Consider the following 16,494-nt stretch of genomic DNA (forward strand, 5'->3'; position numbering starts at 1 on the left):
TATTGCTGCAAGCGTTGCACGGCGTGGCATTGAGGACACGTCATGCCGGTCAGAAATCACGATGCGCCGGGGCGCAGCACGGGCGGATGCTCGGAGAGTTCAAGGTCGCTGGCCGTACGCGCCAGCACATGCTCGGTGGCCTTGCGGGCCGTGTCGGGCTGGCGCATGCGAATGGCTTCCAGCACCCGGCGATGGCGCTCCAGGCTGTCATCAAGCCGATCGACCCGATGATGAGAGCGTTGAATTAGTGCGACGATCGAGGGACGCAGCAAAATGCCCATCTGGCGCCAGACCAGATTGTGACTGGCACAATAGATGGCGTCATGAAAGGCAATGTCGTAATCGATATGGGCGCTGCGCTGATCGGGGTCGTGGGCGGTATCGCACATGCCGTTGAAGGCGCTTTCGATCTGCGCCAGATCGCGCGCCGTTGCCGAGCGTGCTGCCAGCTCACTGACGTAGGGTTCGGCTGCCAGACGAAAGGCAAACACCTCATTGACCAGCTGAGGATGCGGGGTATCCAGTCCGGAAAGCCAGACACTCATGTTGGGGTCGAGCAGATGCCACTCCGAGATGTTACGTACCACGGTCCCACGTCCGGCGGTACGCTCAATGAGACCGCAGGCACTCAGGGTGGCCAGAGCATTGCGGACCCGGTTGCGGCTGGCGCCAAAGTGCTGACAAAGATCCAGCTCACGGGGAACAATATCGCTGCAGGCCCACTGACCCGACAGGATGGTATGGGCCAGCACCTCGGCCAGCGTGCTGACATCGGCATTGGCCGCTGCGTAGGGCAAGGGAAGTATGTCGGCCACAGGCGCCTCCAAATATCAGATGTAAATATAATAATGTCTGATATTTGACTCAATGCCGAGTGCGTGCCGAGAAGGTAGACATTGGTCGAGCGCGGCTCTTTTATTCAGACTGCATGAAGCGCGATACCAAGGGACATGAAAGGCCCCGGCGTGCCGGGGCCTTTGGCGTTTACGGGTTAAACTTCCTTGTAGAGTTCGCTGCCACTCTCGCGAAATTTCTCCGCCTGCTCGGCCAAGCCGCGTTGTCTCGCCGCTTCCTCGCCTTCAGCGCCATTATCCCTGGCGCCGTGGTAAAACCGGTCCCGCACTTCCTGGCTGATCTTCATCGAGCAGAACTTCGGCCCGCACATGGAGCAAAAGTGCGCCACTTTAGCGGAATCCTTCGGCAGGGTCTCGTCATGAAACGCCCGGGCGGTGTCCGGGTCCAGGCCCAGATTGAACTGATCCTCCCAGCGAAACTCGAAACGCGCTTTTGACAGCGCATTGTCGCGCCGCTGCGAGGCGGGGTGGCCCTTGGCCAGGTCCGCGGCGTGGGCGGCAATTTTATAGGTAATGATGCCGGTCTTGACGTCGTCGCGGTTGGGCAGGCCCAGGTGCTCCTTGGGGGTGACGTAGCAGAGCATGGCGCAGCCGTACCAGCCGATCATCGCCGCGCCGATGCCGGAGGTGATGTGGTCATAGCCCGGCGCAATGTCGGTGGTCAGCGGCCCCAAGGTGTAGAAGGGCGCCTCGTCACAGCATTCGAGCTGCTTGTCCATGTTCTCCTTGATCAGGTGCATCGGCACGTGCCCCGGCCCCTCGATCATCACCTGCACGTCGTGACGCCAGGCGATTTGCGTCAGCTCGCCCAGGGTTTCCAGCTCGGCGAACTGGGCGGCGTCATTGGCATCGGCAATCGAGCCCGGACGCAGGCCGTCACCCAGGGAGAAGGCGACATCATAGGTTTTCATGATCTCGCAGATCTCTTCAAACCGGGTGTAGAGAAAACTCTCTTCGTGATGGGCCAGACACCACTTGGCCATGATGGAACCGCCACGCGAGACGATGCCGGTGGTGCGTTCGGCGGTCATCGGCACATGGTGCAATCTGACGCCGGCGTGAATAGTGAAGTAGTCCACACCCTGTTCGGCCTGCTCGATGAGCGTGTCGCGAAAGATCTCCCAGGTGAGGTTTTCAGCCACACCATTGACCTTTTCCAGCGCCTGATACAGCGGCACCGTGCCGATCGGTACCGGGGAGTTGCGGATGATCCATTCGCGGGTTTCGTGAATGTTCTGCCCCGTCGAGAGATCCATGATGGTATCGGCGCCCCAGCGGATGCCCCAGGTCATCTTGTCGACCTCTTCCTCGATCGAGGAGGTCACCGCCGAATTGCCCAGATTGCCGTTGATCTTCACCAGGAAGTTGCGCCCGATGATCATCGGCTCACTTTCCGGGTGGTTGATGTTGTTGGGGATGATCGCCCGGCCGCGCGCTACCTCGTCGCGCACAAACTCAGGCGTGATCTCCTCCGGCAGGCGGGCACCGAAGGATTCCCCCGGGTGCTGATGGCCCAGAATGCGCTCGACCTCGTCGCTGCCCAGCTGCTGACGGCGCTGATTCTCGCGCAGGGCGATAAATTCCATTTCCGGCGTGACGATGCCCCGGCGGGCGTAGTGCATCTGGGTGACGTTGCGACCTGCTTTCGCCCGGCGCGGCGTGCGCCGTAAATCAAAACGAAGCTGAGCAAGCGTCGGGTCATTGGCACGGCGCTTGCCGTACTCCGAGGTCAGCCCTTCGAGAAACTCGGTATCGCCACGCTCATCGATCCAGGCGCGGCGCAGGTCAGCAAGGCCACGGCGAATGTCGATATCAGCATCCGGGTCGGTATAGGGGCCGGAGGTGTCGTAGACCAGCAGCGGCGGATTGTCTTCAACGCCATCACGGGTCGTGGTGGGCGACAGCGTGATCTCGCGCATCGGCACGCGAATGTCCGGGCGCGAGCCTTCGATGAACACCTTGCGAGAGGCGGGCAGGGGTGCCACGGCGGCGCTATCGACGCGGGCACTGTCGGCCAGAAAGGTGGGGTGCTTTTTGCCGCGCCGCGGTGGGCGTGCGTTTTGGGCGGCGGTGGTATCGGTCATGTGTTGTGCTCCAGAGCGTGACATCAGTCAGGCGGCGCACAGCGTAGGCAGGAAGGGGCGGTATGACGGAGCGCCAGGGTGGCGGCATGGACCCTTCGCTTGAATCCCTACGCCGGTATTAGCCGGATCAGGTTCATCGGGATCCACCGTGGTATCGCACCGCGACACAAGGTGATCTCAGCCGGTTCCACCGGCACCCCGTCAAGCAGCAATGGCCAGGCCATTACCGGGTCAGTCTGTTCTGTTCGGCGCCGGACGGTCAAGCCCTGTACGGCGTCTTGCCTGTTGGTGGGAAAGCGCGACCGGTAAACGCTACGGGCGTTGAGTACGACCAAAAGTGCCCATATCGCCTAAAGATTGCTCCAACAGATGGCGATAGAGAAAAAATGGTCGGGTTCAATGCATGGCTCTGCGTGGCTGCTGGCGCGTGCCTTTTCATCGCCGGATGTTCCAGAAACTGCTCCACTTCAACTTTGCATAATGGTGGGGTGCTGCATGCCATGAATGCGAAAGAAAAATCGAATCCAGTAGCAGCAGGTTTTATCGGTGCGCAGGCTATAGCGTTTTACCCGCAAGATGGCCCGGACCCTATCCATTAGTTTTATGGGGTATCCTTTTGGTTTAATTTTTATATGTACTTATATAAAGTCTTATTAAGAACGAAAAATCATGCCGGCACGCGAATTCTGGATAAGCAGCCAACATTTGCTTTGCCAGTAATAGAATTAATGAGGTAGATTTGATCAGAGCGGCTAGATAATAACTGTTAACTAGTATTCGAAGTCCGACACTTGAGAAAACTATGGCAAGAAAACTAATTATTACAGGGAATGGTTTGGGAATGGCTCTAAACCCCAAAGAATTCTCTCTAACTACTGCTCTAGCAAGTGTATGGGAAGAAAGTCATATTCTTTCGGGAGAGGACAAGTCTCTGATTGGTCAATGTATTGGTCATTGGTCTTCTCCTCGTGGAGAAGATGAGTTAGATAAACTACATTTATCAGTAACTTCATGTGACTTGTTGGAAAGCATTGCTGACACTGAAAAAAATATACATTGGCTATCTGAGGTTGGTAGAAAGTTTCCTTTAGCAACGAGAAACTATATACATAAAGTGGCCAGTTATTTTCATAATGTCGATGAGTCATTGCCGGATTTTTTCATTGATCCACTGGTGGATTTTATTAAAGAAACAAAATCACATGTGGCGACATTAAATTATGATGCGTTACTTTATGAAAATTTTATAAACAACAATATTGTCAAGGGATATAGCGGTGCTCTTGTTGATGGTATGTTAGATCGCGGATTTTCTGAAGATGCCTTAGAGCGTAGGTATGGCAATGATTTTGGATATTATATGCATCTTCATGGATCACCGCTATTTTATGATGACGATGGTGTAACAAGAAAGCTATCTCGATACTATCTAAACATTAATCAGCAAGACTTTGGTCGTCATATCGTACTAACCCATGTAAAGCACAAAGTTTCAGTTATCAATGGTTCAGATTTGCTAGCAGCATATTGGAGACATTTAAGTTTCTGTTTGGCTGAGTCGGAAGAGATAATCCTAATAGGGTATTCAGGGTTAGATGCACATCTGAATAGACTCGTAAAGCCATATGCTAACGGTAAGAGTGTAAAAGTCGTTGAATGGTCTGGAGTGGATACTCGTGAAAATAGAGAAAGGTTTTGGCGAAACCAAATCTCTGATAATGTTTCTCTTATTCACCTTGAATCTATTCTTTATTTTAATCAATGGCAAGGTTAACAAGCGCATGTTGTCGGACTGGTTTTCCGCTACGCTCCAAACCAGCCGAAAATGCGAGCGTTATGCTGCTATGAGGAAACATGTTGAGATTTGACCAAGGCAATGCTCGATTTAACTGTAGAAGTGTTGCTGTGATCATTTATGACGAGCATGTGTTGCTGCACCGTCTCGTTGGAGATTCGTTTTGGGCTCTGCCAGGAGGTAAGGTGGAATTTTTCGAAAATTCTGACGCAACATTGAGTCGAGAATTGCTTGAAGAGTTAGGTGTTAAGTCAGATGTAAAGCGTCACCTTTGGTTCGTTGAAAACTTCTTCGAGTATTCCAATAGAAAAGTCCACGAAATAGCCAACTACTTCTTGGTTGAGTTGATCGAACCTTCTCAACTGTCTTTGAATCAAGTGTTTCGTGGTATAGAAGCTGATGTAGACTTAGAGTTTAAATGGTTCCCATTGAGCGAAATACCCGGAATTGATTTGAAGCCCGATTTTCTCCGGACAGGTTTGTCTGATTTACCTGTAGAAACTAAGTACATCAAAGTGTCTGAAATCGCTGCATAACAAACTGTTCAAGAGTGATTCGCAACGCGTGACATTTTTGCTATGCGTTGGTTTTAGTGTTTAAGGTGGTATTCGGTAACTTTTGTATTGCGCTGCTCACACCTTAACAGGGCGTTACACGAAAAAGGATTATATGAAACAGCAAAAAGAGTCACTTCGCTTACTCGAAGAGGCATTAAAAGAACTGGAGTCTCCTAAAGGCTCGGTGCTTTCAGCTATCCAAAAGATATCAAGGGCTGCTGTGGTTATGGACGATACAGAGCTCCATGTTTGGTGCCTAATCCAATTAGGGGAGCAAAAGTATACGGCTGCGCTAAGAAGGTTCTTAGATGCCCTTGTGGTACGGCAGGAAGATGACTCTGAAGAGGTCAAAGATGAGCTTTCGAAATATAGAAAAGAAATTGACGATCTCGGCCTTAAACCTGGCATTCACTATTCAAGCGAAGAGCTAACGGTTAAATATCCAGAAAGCGGTGGTGGTTATTCGAACATCGGGTTTGTTGAAGAAAGGTATGCTGATTTAGTAAGAACAAAGAAAGGGAATGATGGAACCTATTATAAAAACAATCTAAATAGTCATATTAACTATGTTCGAAAAAAGTCTCATGAGCTGGCTTCAAATCTGTTCAATCAATTAAAATTCTCGGGCACTATAAGTAATTGCTTTGAGCTTCTTAAAAATGAGGTTGACGATAAGTTGATCGATTTGGATTCGGTCTTGACTGAGCAGCTAATGCTAGCTTTCAAATCTGTTTCATCCTCAAAGGAAGAGGAATGGTCGCAAGCTCTAACGACATGCAGAAGAATCCTTGAGGGGCTTGCAGACCAGCTATATCCAGCATCAGACCAAAAGATAAATGGAAGGGTTTTAGGTCAAAGCCAATATGTGAATAGAATATGGGCTTTTATGGATGCATCAATTGAATCTGACAGCAATAAAGCCCTAGCAAAAACTCATATTGACTTTTTGGGTTCTTGGCTAGAGAAAATAAACAAGTTGGCCAATAAAGGCGTTCACGCTGAGCTGGGGCAACTTGAAGCCACGAAAGCGGTGTTTCACACGTATTTGGTAATGGCCGATATTTTAGAACATTTAGGTGATGAAGCTGGAGATGAGGGAAAGCCGAATATCAATACTGCAACCATTGACGAGATTGAAGCTTTGCTGTCAGTAAGTAGGAACGTAGCCAAAGAGATATTTAAACACAGAATTAAGGAGGGTTTCTTGGATCTTGATTCCCTATCTAAAATTAATGGTGTCGGTCCAAAAACGCTTAAAAAAGCGGAAGAAGAGTTTGTCATTGATGGGTAGGAATCCAAGGTTCTCGTGTAACAAGGGGTTCAAGCCGACCGGTACTCCGCTGCGCTCCGTCCCGGCGGCTTAGCCCAGGCGTTGAGGCTGTAGAAAAACCCCGCTGATGGCCAGGTTTTGTTAGGATCGAGGAAACAGACGAGGAGTGGTCAGCATGCCGCGCTTCAAGGCTTACAACTACGATCAGAACGCCATGGTGGTGATCAACTACCAGGATCAGCTCCAGCCAGGTACTTTTGAACACGCCGTGCACTACCTGATTGAGCACAAGCTCGACCTATCCGTTTTCCATCCCAGGTACCGCAACGATGCGACCGGTCGGCTGGCCTATGATCCGGCTATCCTGCTCAAGATTATCCTGTTTGCTTACTCAAAAGGCATCACCTCCAGCAGTGAGGTGTAGTGGTGCTGTGATACCAACATAAATGAATAAGGACCACCGGCAGTGGAAAAGGCTCGAAATCTGGTTTTTCTACAGCCTCGTTAGGTATTAAGAATTGAATAGCCATGCTCCAACCCTCGCTATCTATAGTCTCCAGCCTTCTCGAAACCTGACAAACGACACTATCCAAAGCCCTAGCAATTCGATCTGGCATTGCGCACCGGCATCTCGCCACCGCCGAGCAAGTCTTGCATGACTGTCGCCACATACCTATCTATCGCCAGGGACTCCAGTAACCGCCTCACCTTCGCCCCTGCCGTTGATAGGGCTACTCAGCCCGCCGCATCCATCCCCATCTGCCAGAACGCCGCTTCCAGACGCGTCGCATCCCGAAAGGTCGTGGTCAGCTGCTCAAAACGGGCAGAAGAGACGTCAGCGAGACGTTCGTCCAGCCACGCGCGTTCCAAACGCGCGGCCTGCTGATACTCGTCGTCGCGGTACATGTCGATCCATGCCTGGTAGGGGTTGTCCACGGTGACGGTCTGCGGCCGTGCGCCGATCCAGTCGGCAATCTCGGCGTAGCCGATCAGACACGGCGCCATCGCCACGTGTAAATCCAGAAAATCACCCCGATGGCCGCAGTCCAGCACAAAGCGGGTGTAGGCCAGCGTTTCCTGCGCTTCGGGTAGATTCTGAAGCTGCTCTTGATCAATGCCCCATGCCCGGCAGTAGTCCACGTGCAGGCCCATTTCGGTATCGACAATGGTCTTTAAATTGTCCAGGGAATGGCGAAGCTCACTCATGTCGCGGCTTTTATAGACCGCCAGCCCCCAGGCGCGGGCAAAGTGAATTAAAAACAGGTAGTCCTGCTGCAGGTAGTGGCGAAAGGCAGGCGCGGGCAGCGTCGCCTCGCTGATGCCGGCCACGAAGGGATGCTGGATATAGGCCTGCCACTGGTCGAGGCAGGCATTTTTGAGCGTGTCGAAATTCTGGGACATGTCGGGCTCCGCATTGTCGCTGGTTCATGGCGCTCAGAGTAAACCATTGCCCGGTGTGCCGGACACGTTATGGCAGGCATGCAATGCCATGAGATTGGCTGAGACGTCTTATAATATGAGGCTTAACGATTCACCCTCTGACGCTGTCGTCTGTTGTCAGGGGCTACAGGGAGGCAATATGCCCCGCACACCTCATTCGGGCAGTGAAACACCGGAGCCCTCCGAGCCGGCAATCCCTTTTATCGAGCGTGGCGGCCCGGACTATCGGCCCACCATGCTGGCGCTGTTTCTGGGCGCCTTTTCCACCTTTGCGCTGCTGTATTGCGTCCAGCCCATGCTGCCGATTCTGTCCGAGGCCTTCGGGATCGATCCGGCCAGCACCAGCCTGGTGCTGTCGGCGTCCACCGGCATGCTGGCCGTGGGCCTTTTGATCACCGGGCCGCTGTCGGATGCCATCGGGCGCAAGAAGATGATGTCGATGGCGCTGTTAAGCGCCTCTGCGCTGACGATCGGGGCAGCGTTCATGCAGCACTGGGGCATGATTCTGGTCATGCGTGCGCTGGCGGGGCTTTCGATGGCCGGGCTGTGCGGCGTGGCGATGGCGTACCTCAACGAGGAGATTCATCCGAGCTTTATTGGCGTCTCGATGGGGCTTTATATCGGCGGCAATGCCATTGGCGGCATGAGCGGGCGCTTGATCAGCGGGGTGATGGTGGATTTCGTCAACTGGCGGGTGACGCTGGCGACCATGGGTGTGATCTCGCTCATCAGCGCACTGGCCTTCATGAAGATGCTGCCGCCTTCGCGCCACTTTGAGTCAAGAAAGCTGAGCGTGGCCAACCTGGCGAGCGCCTTTCGACTGCACTTTCGCGATGCGGGGCTGCCGTGGCTGTTTCTGGAGGCGTTCCTGCTGATGGGCAGCTTCGTGACGCTGTTCAACTACATTGTCTATCGCCTGCTGGAGGCGCCGTATCACTTCAGCCAGACCACGATCGGGCTGTTGTCGATCGTTTATCTGTCAGGCATCTACAGCTCGGCCTGGGCGGGCGGGCTGGCCGACCGACTGGGGCGCCCACGCGTGTTCTGGGTCTTTGTGGTCGTGATGCTCACAGGCCTTGGCCTGACGCTGGCCACGCCCGTGCTACTGATCATGGTTGGCATGCTGATCTTCACCTTTGGCTTTTTTGCCGCGCACTCGATTGCCAGCGGCTGGGTGGGGCAGCGCGCCACTCAGGCGCGTGGGCAAGCCTCGTCGCTGTATCTGTTCAGCTACTATCTGGGCTCGAGTCTGGCCGGCACCCTGGGCGGCACCTTTTGGGACATGGGGGGCTGGAACGGGGTAGCGGCCTTTATCGCCGCGCTGCTGGTACTGGCGCTGCTGGCCGGGCTGCGGCTGCGTCGACTGACCCTTCCCCCCTCATGAAAGCCGCGCGGGCGTTCGTATAGCATGTTAGGGCAGGGTGTCAGGATGTGTCTTACACTTTGACCCTATCAGTGTTTCATTCAAAAACAGGACAAGACACCGATGACCGCTCGAAAAGTACGGCACCTGCATACTGCCATTCGCGATGACATCGGCGATCTGATTACGCATCGACCGTTGCCCGGGGCCTCAATCGATTATCTCGATCCCTATCTGTTTCTCAATCATCACGGCCCACAGACCTACGAGCGCGACAACAAGGGCCTGCCGTTTGGACCCCACCCGCATCGCGGTTTTGAAACCGTCACCTTTATTCTTGACGGCTCGCTGGCCCATTCCGACAGCGGTGATCACGACAGCATCATCAACGCTGGCGGCGTTCAGTGGATGACGGCCGGGCGCGGTCTGGTGCACTCGGAAATCTCGCCCGAAGCCTTTCGCCGTGAGGGCGGGCGCATGGAGATCCTCCAGCTCTGGATCAACCTGCCGGCCGAGCTCAAGATGACCGAGCCGCGCTATACCGGCCTTCAGGCCGATGAACTGGTACAGGTTGACCTTGATGAAGAGCGTGGGCACATGACGCTGATCGCTGGCGATTTTGAGCAGCAGGGCCGCACTTGGCGCGGCCCGATTGACACACCGACCACCACGTTCATGTCGATGATGACCGTCAAACAGGGGTCGTTGATTCAACTGCCGGTACCCGAGGATCACGAGATTTTCTGCTACGTGGTACGCGGTAACATCATGATCTCCGAGCAGGCCATTCGCCCCTGTCATCTGATCGAGTTCGAGCAGGAAGGTGATTACGTCGAGATTCGCGGCTCCGGCGATGCCACGCTGCTGTTTGGTCACGCCCCGCGACTCAAGGAGCCCATGGTGTCTCATGGCCCGTTCGTGATGAACACGCGTGAAGAGATCGAGCAGGCGGTCAGTGACTACCAGAACGGCAAATTCGGCGGGCTGTCTGCCGGTTAGGTTTTGCCCGGAATTGCCCGTGACAGTTGAAAACGCCCGCAGCGATTGCTGCGGGCGTTTTTATGGCTCAGGGTCACGATGGGCGAGTCATCTACCAGGCCCAGTTCATCAGCGGCGACGGGATACGCTGGCGTTCAAGCTCGCGCCAGCCGCGTGCGCAGCGCACGATGATCCACACCGTAATCAGCGGAAACAGCAAGACGCCGATGCCCAGAAAGGACAGTACCGTGGCCAGGGCCATATAGAACAGCCCGATCCAGAAGGTGCGGATCAAAAAGGTGTAGTGCTCAAACAGCCAGCCCGATGAGCGGCGGCGGTAGATATAGGCAATAACCAGCCCGGCCAGTGCCGTGATACCGGTTAAAATGCTGGCCAGATAGAGGGCGTAGCCGATGCGCGCCATCATCGGGTCGTTATCGGCGGTGGGGTGATCATGAAGTACCGGGTCCCGGTCGGTCATGAAACGCTCCTCAGGATATTGAGATGGCGTCATCATAACCGACCGGGAAAGGGCTGTCCGTGCGGCTTCAGCTCAGCACGCCAGCGGCGAGGGCGTGACGCCCGCCGGAATCGGGCAGGAGTAAGGCGCTCGCTCGCTGGCCCTTGTCAGCTCCTGTCGTGCCCGGCTCACACACTCGGGGTCTTCCAGCAGCCGAACGGCCGTGCTGCCCAGAATCTCTGCGGCTTTCAGCATGCCCTTGTGCCCCAGCGCGCTGCGCCCCTGTGCCACCACCTGCCAGGTGTGCAGGGCGGTGCCGATGGCAAAGCAGCTCACATAGCACTGTGCCGTCGGTACGACGCGGCTGACATCGCCCACATCGGTGGAGCCTTTCATGATTTCGCGGCCATCGCCCGGTGCCAGTACCGCATCCGCCAGCACCTGGTTCTCGAAAGTCTCGATGCAGTTCTGAGTGTCGGAACCGGTCATTCGGCGCATGCCGTCAAGGTCGGCATGTCGGCCGGTGGGCGTGATGGTGTCGGCGATGGTACGGGCGTAGTGCTGATCGCTGTCATCAAAATCGGGGGCACCCAGCGTCTGGATTTGTTCAAACATCAGGGCTTCCAGCGTGCGGTTGGGCAGATAGCTGGAGCAGGCCTTGTCGAACGTTACCTCGACAGTGGTGCCGGTCATCAGCGCCGCGCCGCGGGCCACATCCTGCAGGCGGGCGTAGATCTCCTCGGTTTCCGGCATGGCGGGGGCGCGCACCAGATAGAGCACCTCGGCGCTGTCCTGAACCACATTGGGTGAGCTCCCGCCGCTGTCGGTAATGGCGTAGTGAAGACGGGCCTGCTCGGGGACATGCTCACGCAGATAGTTGGCACCGATGTTCATCAGCTCGACTGCGTCCAGCGCACTGCGCCCCAGGTGCGGAGAGTTGGCGGCGTGGGCGGCCGTGCCGTGAAAGCGGAAATAGGCCTGGATGTTGGCAAGCGTCGGTGTGGAAAACAGCCCCGTAAAGGTCATCGGGTGCCAGGTGAGCGCCGCATCCACGTCGTCGAAAAGCCCCTCACGGACCATAAAGGTCTTGCCCGAGCCGCCTTCCTCGCCGGGGCAGCCATAAAAGCGCAGGGTGCCGGCGCCTTCGAGCCTGCCGCGTGCGTGCAGATCGTCTCGTGCGGCCACGGCCGCGGCCAGCGCCGCCGTGCCCAGCAGATTGTGGCCACAGCCATGGCCGTTGCCGCCGGGCTCAAGCGGCTCGTGGGCACTGGCGCCCCCGCGCTGGCTGAGGCCGGTCAGCGCATCGAACTCGCCCAGCAGGGCAATCACCGGCGCACCACTGCCAATGCTGGCCACGAACGCCGTCTCCATGCCGGCCACACCACGCTCGACATGAAAGCCTTCGGCCTCGAGGGCATCGGCCAAGAGACGGCTCGATACGTGTTCCTCAAAGCGGGTTTCGGGATGGTCCCAGACAGCATCGGCCAGCGCGATGAACTGATCGCGGCGCGATTCGACCCGCGCGCTGATGCGAGCGGCGGGGGTCTCTTCAATGGGGGCTTCAGCGGTCATGGCGTACTCCCGGTAACGCCATGTCAAAGGCGAGGTGGGCCAGGGTACGCACCGCCAGCGGCAGCACGTCCTCGTTGAAGTCAAAGCACTGATGGTGGTGGCCGGCGGCCAGCTCGGTGCCGAAAATCATGTAGGTGGCCAGTCCGCCGCGGGACTGTACCTGCTTCATCATGCAGGTGGCGTCCTCGGAGCCCGAGGGCTCGCTGATGCGCGGCGTGACCACATCAACGCCCGGTAATCCCTGGATGCGTGCCTGGATGTAGTCGACCAGCTCGGGGCTTGAGGTGCAGGTATCGGCCTCACCGACAAGGCTGTACTCGACGCTGACGCCGTGCATCTTCGCCGCACCTTCGATGATATCAATCGCGCGGCGGCGCATTTCCTCGTTGATGACCGTGTTTTCACCGCGGGTTTCAATCTTCATGGTTGCCGTGGCCGGCACGACATTGCGCCCACTGCCGGCGTTGAGCACGCCCACGTTAATGCGCGAGGCTCCGGCACTGTGACGGGGAATGGCATGCAGCCCCACGGCGGCCTGGGCGGCAGCCAGCAGGGCGTTGCGGCCTTCTTCGGGGCGGCCGCCGGCATGAGCGGGCACGCCGGTATAGTGCACATCGAGCTTGGTCGTGGCCAGATAGCCATCCTGGGCGCACACGACTTCGCCGCAGGGAATGTCCAGGCCGATATGGGTGGCAATGAAGATGTCGACGTCATCGAGTACACCGGCGGCGACCATGGAGCGCGCTCCGCGCACGCCTTCCTCGGCCGGTTGAAAGATCAGCTTGATGCGCCCTGAAAGGTCCGCCTCAAGGGTCTTGAACAGCCGTGCCAGCCCCAGCCCGATGGTGGTGTGGCCGTCGTGGCCGCAGGCATGCATCATGCCGGCGTTTTTCGAGCCAAACCCCTGCTGGGCCGGGCGATGTGTCTGTTCGAGGGACTCCTCGAGATCCAGCGCGTCCATATCGATGCGATAGCCGATGGTCGGCCCTGGGCGTTCGGTGTCGAGCACCCCCACCACCCCGGTAAAGCCCCCCGAGAGCTGCGGCAGCCATCGCTCGATGGCGCCCTGGGCACGGGCCCGCGCCTCTTCACGCTTGAGGGTATCGGCGTCCGGCATGCCCATGCGCGAGGTGTCATCAATGACGTCGCGCCCCAGCGTGACCTGGTAGCCCAGTCGGTCGAGCTCCTCGGCGACCATGGAGGCGGTGCGAAACTCGACCCAGCCCGACTCGGCGTGTTGATGGAAGTCGCGCCGCCAGGCCGTGAGCTGCGGCTTCAGGGCGTCAAGATGGGTATCAAGCTGTGGCATCAGGGATTCGGACATGTGGAATTTTCCTGTTGTTAATAATCAAGGCGCGTCGAGGGCCGCCGTAGGGTCATGCCGGCAGCGGCGGGCTATGGCGTCAGCAGGCTATGGCATCAGCGCATGGATACCGGGTCCGAAGGGCAGATCGAGCAGGTAAAAGCCCACCAGCATCACGATCCAGAGCCCCAGAAAGGCCAGCGTGTAGGGCAGCATTAACGAGATCAGCGTGCCCAGCCCCGCTTCACGGTCGTATTTTCGAATAAAGGTCAGCACCACCACCATGTAGGGATTGAGTGGCGAGATGATGTTGGTCGAGGAGTCCGCAACGCGATAGGCCATCTGGATAAAGGCCGGGTGGTAGCCCAGCTGCATGAACAGTGGCACGAAAATGGGGGCTTCCAGCGCCCACTTGGCCGAGCCCGAGAAGATCAAAAGATTCATGAAGCCGGTAAACAGGATGTAGCAGATAATGACCGGCAGACCGGTGAAGTTGATCGAGGTCAGAAGCTCTGCGCCGTTGACCGCCAGCCAGCTGCCGATATGGGTCCAGCCAAACCAGGCAATGAACTGCGAGGCGGCAAAGATCAGCACGATATAGCCGCCCAGATCCCGCATGGCGTCGGCCATGCGCTCCGACACATCCCTGGAGGTTTTGATTTTGCCGGTGGTCACACCGTAGGCGACGCTGACGACGATGAAAAAGAGCAAAATGATGGGGATGATGCCCGACAGAAACGGCGAGGGGATCAGCCCGCCGTCGTCATTTTTCAGCGGCGAGTCGGGCCAGAAGACCAGTGTGGCCAGTCCGCCCAGATATAACAGTGCTGCAATACCGGCATTGCGAAGCCCCCGTCCGGCATTGGCCGGTTCATCGCTTTCGACTTTTTCGACATCGCCCTGGTAGGTGCCCAGGCGTGGCTCGGTAATCCGCTCGCTGATCTGGGCGGCCACCACGGTCAGCACCACGACCGACAGGCAGTTGAAATACCAGTTGTCGACCGGGGTCACCACCATGGTGGGGTCAACCAGCCGCGCTGCTTCCGTTGAAATGCCAGAGAGCAGGGCATCGGTACCCACGATCAGAAGGTTGGCCGTGAATCCGGCGCCGGCGCTGGCAAATCCAAGTGCCAGCCCTGCGACCGGGTGGCGCCCGAGGCCGTGATAGACCATTGCGGCCAGTGGCGGCAGCAGGATCAGCGAGGCATCGGAGGCCACGTTCATCATAATGCCGGTAAACGCGACCGTATAAGTGACCAGCTGGCGGGGCGCCGACATCACCGTGCGGCGAATGAGCACATCCAGCAGCCCGATCTTTTCGGCAAGGCCGATGCCCAGCATCATCGACAGCACCAGCCCGAGCGGGGCAAAGCCTGTGAAGTTGGTCAGCATGGATTCAAGAATAAAGCGCACGCCGTCGCTCGAGACCAGACTCTGAATCGGCTGGGCTTCGCCGGTGGCCGGCAACACCACGCTGGCACCCAGGGCTGCAAAGATCACCGAGGCGATCAAAACGATCATGGCCAGCGCGACAAACAGCATAAAGGGGTCAGGCAGGCGATTGCCCAGGCGTTCGATGGCGTTGAGCCAGCGCGTCGAGCGGCGCTGTTTACGTGCCGGTTGTTGCGTGGTAGCAACCATGGCGGGGACTCCCGAGTAACGTATTATTGTGTGCCGTTTGATACCGGCGATTGTTATCGGCGACCTGACACCAGTGCGCAAAGGTGGATCGACAGGGTCGAAAGCGTTGGTGTGGGCAGGTCATGACACTTTAGGGGAAAGCGGTACCGGCTCAACAGATACCGTTGCGTTCTGCCCGATACCCGGGTGTTATCACGACAGGTCCGGGGAGCCGGCAATAAATAACAAGAGAGCAGAAGATGGATCCAGGCAAGGCAGAGCCGCGGCTGCACCACATTCGAGCCTTTGTGGCCGTGGCCACTCATGGCAGCATTCGCTCGGCCGCGCGTGAGCTGGGCATGTCACAGCCGGCCATGACCCGCGCCATTCGCGAGCTTGAGACCCTTATGGGCGCTGCCCTGCTGGTGCGTGGCGCCAGCGGGGTAACGTTGACAGACGGCGGGCGGGCATTCGAGCGCCACGCTCGGATGATTGTCAGCGAGCTCAAGCGAGCGCGTGACAGTGTGGATCAGGTCAGCGGTCGCGCTCATGGCCATGTGGCCATTGGTGTATCGGCCACCGTGGCCCGCACCATCTTGCCGGCCGCCGTGGCGCGCTTTCAAAAGGAATACCCGCAGGTGAGCATGCACCTTCAGGAAGGGCAGCTGTCGGCGCTGGTCGAGCGGCTGCGCGCCGGCGCGCTTGATTTCACCATCAGCACGGTCGATACGGGGGCCCTCGATCACGATCTGCGGATTCAGCATCTGTTCGACAAGCCCTTTGTGGTCGTCATGCGCCACGATCATCCGCTGGCTGAGGCGACCGACCCCGATAGGCTGCGTCAGACCCGTTGGGTGCTGCCCACGCCGCGAAGCGGCTATTACGCTGGTCTTTATCGCTGGCTGGATGAAAAGCACATCATCGATGCACAGTCTCGCCTTGAGTGCGATTCCTTTACCACCTCACTCAATCTGATCGCACAAAGTGACATGGTGGGCGTTTTTGCCCAGGGGATGGTGGCCCATCATGGCATGGCGGGGCTGATCGAGTTGAACCTTGAAACACCGCTGCCGCCGGCGCGCTTTTATCTGGTGCGCCACCATGAGCGCCCCTTGACGCCGGCCGCCGAGCGGCTGGCGCAGCTGTGTGAATACGAAAGCCGCGCCGGATGAATGGGCCTTGCCCCCGGACTCGGCTA

Annotated in this window: 13 protein-coding genes, 1 pseudogene and 1 riboswitch; of the genes and pseudogenes, 7 read left to right on the forward strand and 7 right to left on the reverse strand. The window is 57.2% G+C overall.

The window, feature by feature from the left end:
• Nucleotides 1-56: 56 nt before the first annotated feature.
• Nucleotides 57-815, reverse strand: coding sequence for a FadR/GntR family transcriptional regulator (locus tag KSP9073_RS11690; protein WP_243409217.1), 759 nt, complete (start codon nucleotides 813-815; stop codon nucleotides 57-59).
• Nucleotides 816-991: 176 nt separating this feature from the next.
• Nucleotides 992-2,938: a phosphomethylpyrimidine synthase ThiC gene (gene thiC / locus KSP9073_RS11695; RefSeq protein ID WP_243409218.1), complete on the reverse strand. Its 1,947-nt coding sequence runs from the start codon at nucleotides 2,936-2,938 to the stop codon at nucleotides 992-994.
• Nucleotides 2,939-3,024: 86 nt separating this feature from the next.
• Nucleotides 3,025-3,149, reverse strand: a riboswitch (TPP riboswitch).
• A gap of 591 nt (nucleotides 3,150-3,740) precedes the next feature.
• On the opposite strand from thiC, the gene KSP9073_RS11700 reads away from it, so the two are divergent.
• From KSP9073_RS11700 to KSP9073_RS11720, 4 genes and pseudogenes are all read left to right on the forward strand, one after another.
• Nucleotides 3,741-4,712, forward strand: a complete 972-nt coding sequence (locus tag KSP9073_RS11700; protein WP_108843135.1) for a hypothetical protein — start codon at nucleotides 3,741-3,743, stop codon at nucleotides 4,710-4,712.
• A gap of 80 nt (nucleotides 4,713-4,792) precedes the next feature.
• On the forward strand, nucleotides 4,793-5,269 hold the full coding sequence (locus KSP9073_RS11705; RefSeq protein WP_108843136.1) for an NUDIX hydrolase: 477 nt from the start codon (nucleotides 4,793-4,795) through the stop codon (nucleotides 5,267-5,269).
• 133 nt (nucleotides 5,270-5,402) lie between these two features.
• On the forward strand, nucleotides 5,403-6,581 hold the full coding sequence (locus KSP9073_RS11715; protein WP_108843137.1) for a ComEA family DNA-binding protein: 1,179 nt from the start codon (nucleotides 5,403-5,405) through the stop codon (nucleotides 6,579-6,581).
• 154 nt (nucleotides 6,582-6,735) lie between these two features.
• Nucleotides 6,736-6,981, forward strand: a pseudogene (locus KSP9073_RS11720) (transposase); the annotation flags it as partial.
• 314 nt (nucleotides 6,982-7,295) lie between these two features.
• Here KSP9073_RS11720 and tenA read toward each other — a convergent pair.
• A complete protein-coding gene (gene tenA, locus KSP9073_RS11725) occupies nucleotides 7,296-7,961 on the reverse strand; it encodes a thiaminase II (RefSeq protein ID WP_108843138.1) in 666 nt (221 codons plus the stop codon).
• Between the two features lie 178 nt (nucleotides 7,962-8,139).
• Between tenA and KSP9073_RS11730 the strand changes: the two genes are divergently transcribed.
• Nucleotides 8,140-9,384, forward strand: coding sequence for an MFS transporter (locus KSP9073_RS11730; protein WP_108843139.1), 1,245 nt, complete (start codon nucleotides 8,140-8,142; stop codon nucleotides 9,382-9,384).
• A gap of 102 nt (nucleotides 9,385-9,486) precedes the next feature.
• Entirely contained in the window at nucleotides 9,487-10,362 is an 876-nt protein-coding gene (locus tag KSP9073_RS11735) for a pirin family protein (protein WP_108843140.1), read from the forward strand.
• 91 nt (nucleotides 10,363-10,453) lie between these two features.
• Here KSP9073_RS11735 and KSP9073_RS11740 read toward each other — a convergent pair whose 3' ends face one another.
• From KSP9073_RS11740 to KSP9073_RS11755, 4 genes are all read right to left on the reverse strand, one after another.
• Nucleotides 10,454-10,822, reverse strand: a complete 369-nt coding sequence (locus KSP9073_RS11740; protein WP_243409220.1) for a DUF4870 family protein — start codon at nucleotides 10,820-10,822, stop codon at nucleotides 10,454-10,456.
• Nucleotides 10,823-10,894: 72 nt separating this feature from the next.
• Nucleotides 10,895-12,373 (reverse strand): amidohydrolase, encoded by a 1,479-nt coding sequence (locus KSP9073_RS11745; RefSeq protein WP_108843141.1) that lies wholly within the window; start codon nucleotides 12,371-12,373, stop codon nucleotides 10,895-10,897.
• Entirely contained in the window at nucleotides 12,363-13,697 is a 1,335-nt protein-coding gene (locus KSP9073_RS11750; protein WP_279310065.1) for an amidohydrolase, read from the reverse strand. Before KSP9073_RS11750 ends, KSP9073_RS11745 begins: the two co-directional genes overlap by 11 nt.
• An 87-nt stretch (nucleotides 13,698-13,784) precedes the next feature.
• On the reverse strand, nucleotides 13,785-15,317 hold the full coding sequence (locus KSP9073_RS11755) for an AbgT family transporter (protein ID WP_108843142.1): 1,533 nt from the start codon (nucleotides 15,315-15,317) through the stop codon (nucleotides 13,785-13,787).
• A 239-nt stretch (nucleotides 15,318-15,556) separates the two neighbouring features.
• On the opposite strand from KSP9073_RS11755, the gene KSP9073_RS11760 reads away from it, so the two are divergent.
• A complete protein-coding gene (locus KSP9073_RS11760; protein ID WP_108843143.1) occupies nucleotides 15,557-16,468 on the forward strand; it encodes a LysR substrate-binding domain-containing protein in 912 nt (303 codons plus the stop codon).
• The last annotated feature ends 26 nt before the right edge of the window (nucleotides 16,469-16,494 follow it).

Origin of the sequence: Kushneria phyllosphaerae, from assembly GCF_900312995.1 — a bacterium.
GTDB lineage: Bacteria > Pseudomonadota > Gammaproteobacteria > Pseudomonadales > Halomonadaceae > Kushneria > Kushneria phyllosphaerae.

Coding starts and splice junctions, on each gene's coding strand:
- KSP9073_RS11730 (WP_108843139.1), top strand. CDS start 8,140: ATGCCCCGCACACCTCATTCGGGCAGTGAAACACCGGAGCCCTCCGAG.
- KSP9073_RS11760 (WP_108843143.1), top strand. CDS start 15,557: ATGGATCCAGGCAAGGCAGAGCCGCGGCTGCACCACATTCGAGCCTTT.
- KSP9073_RS11700 (WP_108843135.1), top strand. CDS start 3,741: ATGGCAAGAAAACTAATTATTACAGGGAATGGTTTGGGAATGGCTCTA.
- thiC (WP_243409218.1), bottom strand. CDS start 2,938: ATGACCGATACCACCGCCGCCCAAAACGCACGCCCACCGCGGCGCGGC.
- KSP9073_RS11705 (WP_108843136.1), top strand. CDS start 4,793: ATGTTGAGATTTGACCAAGGCAATGCTCGATTTAACTGTAGAAGTGTT.
- KSP9073_RS11715 (WP_108843137.1), top strand. CDS start 5,403: ATGAAACAGCAAAAAGAGTCACTTCGCTTACTCGAAGAGGCATTAAAA.
- KSP9073_RS11735 (WP_108843140.1), top strand. CDS start 9,487: ATGACCGCTCGAAAAGTACGGCACCTGCATACTGCCATTCGCGATGAC.
- KSP9073_RS11745 (WP_108843141.1), bottom strand. CDS start 12,373: ATGACCGCTGAAGCCCCCATTGAAGAGACCCCCGCCGCTCGCATCAGC.
- KSP9073_RS11750 (WP_279310065.1), bottom strand. CDS start 13,697: ATGTCCGAATCCCTGATGCCACAGCTTGATACCCATCTTGACGCCCTG.
- tenA (WP_108843138.1), bottom strand. CDS start 7,961: ATGTCCCAGAATTTCGACACGCTCAAAAATGCCTGCCTCGACCAGTGG.
- KSP9073_RS11755 (WP_108843142.1), bottom strand. CDS start 15,317: ATGGTTGCTACCACGCAACAACCGGCACGTAAACAGCGCCGCTCGACG.
- KSP9073_RS11740 (WP_243409220.1), bottom strand. CDS start 10,822: ATGACCGACCGGGACCCGGTACTTCATGATCACCCCACCGCCGATAAC.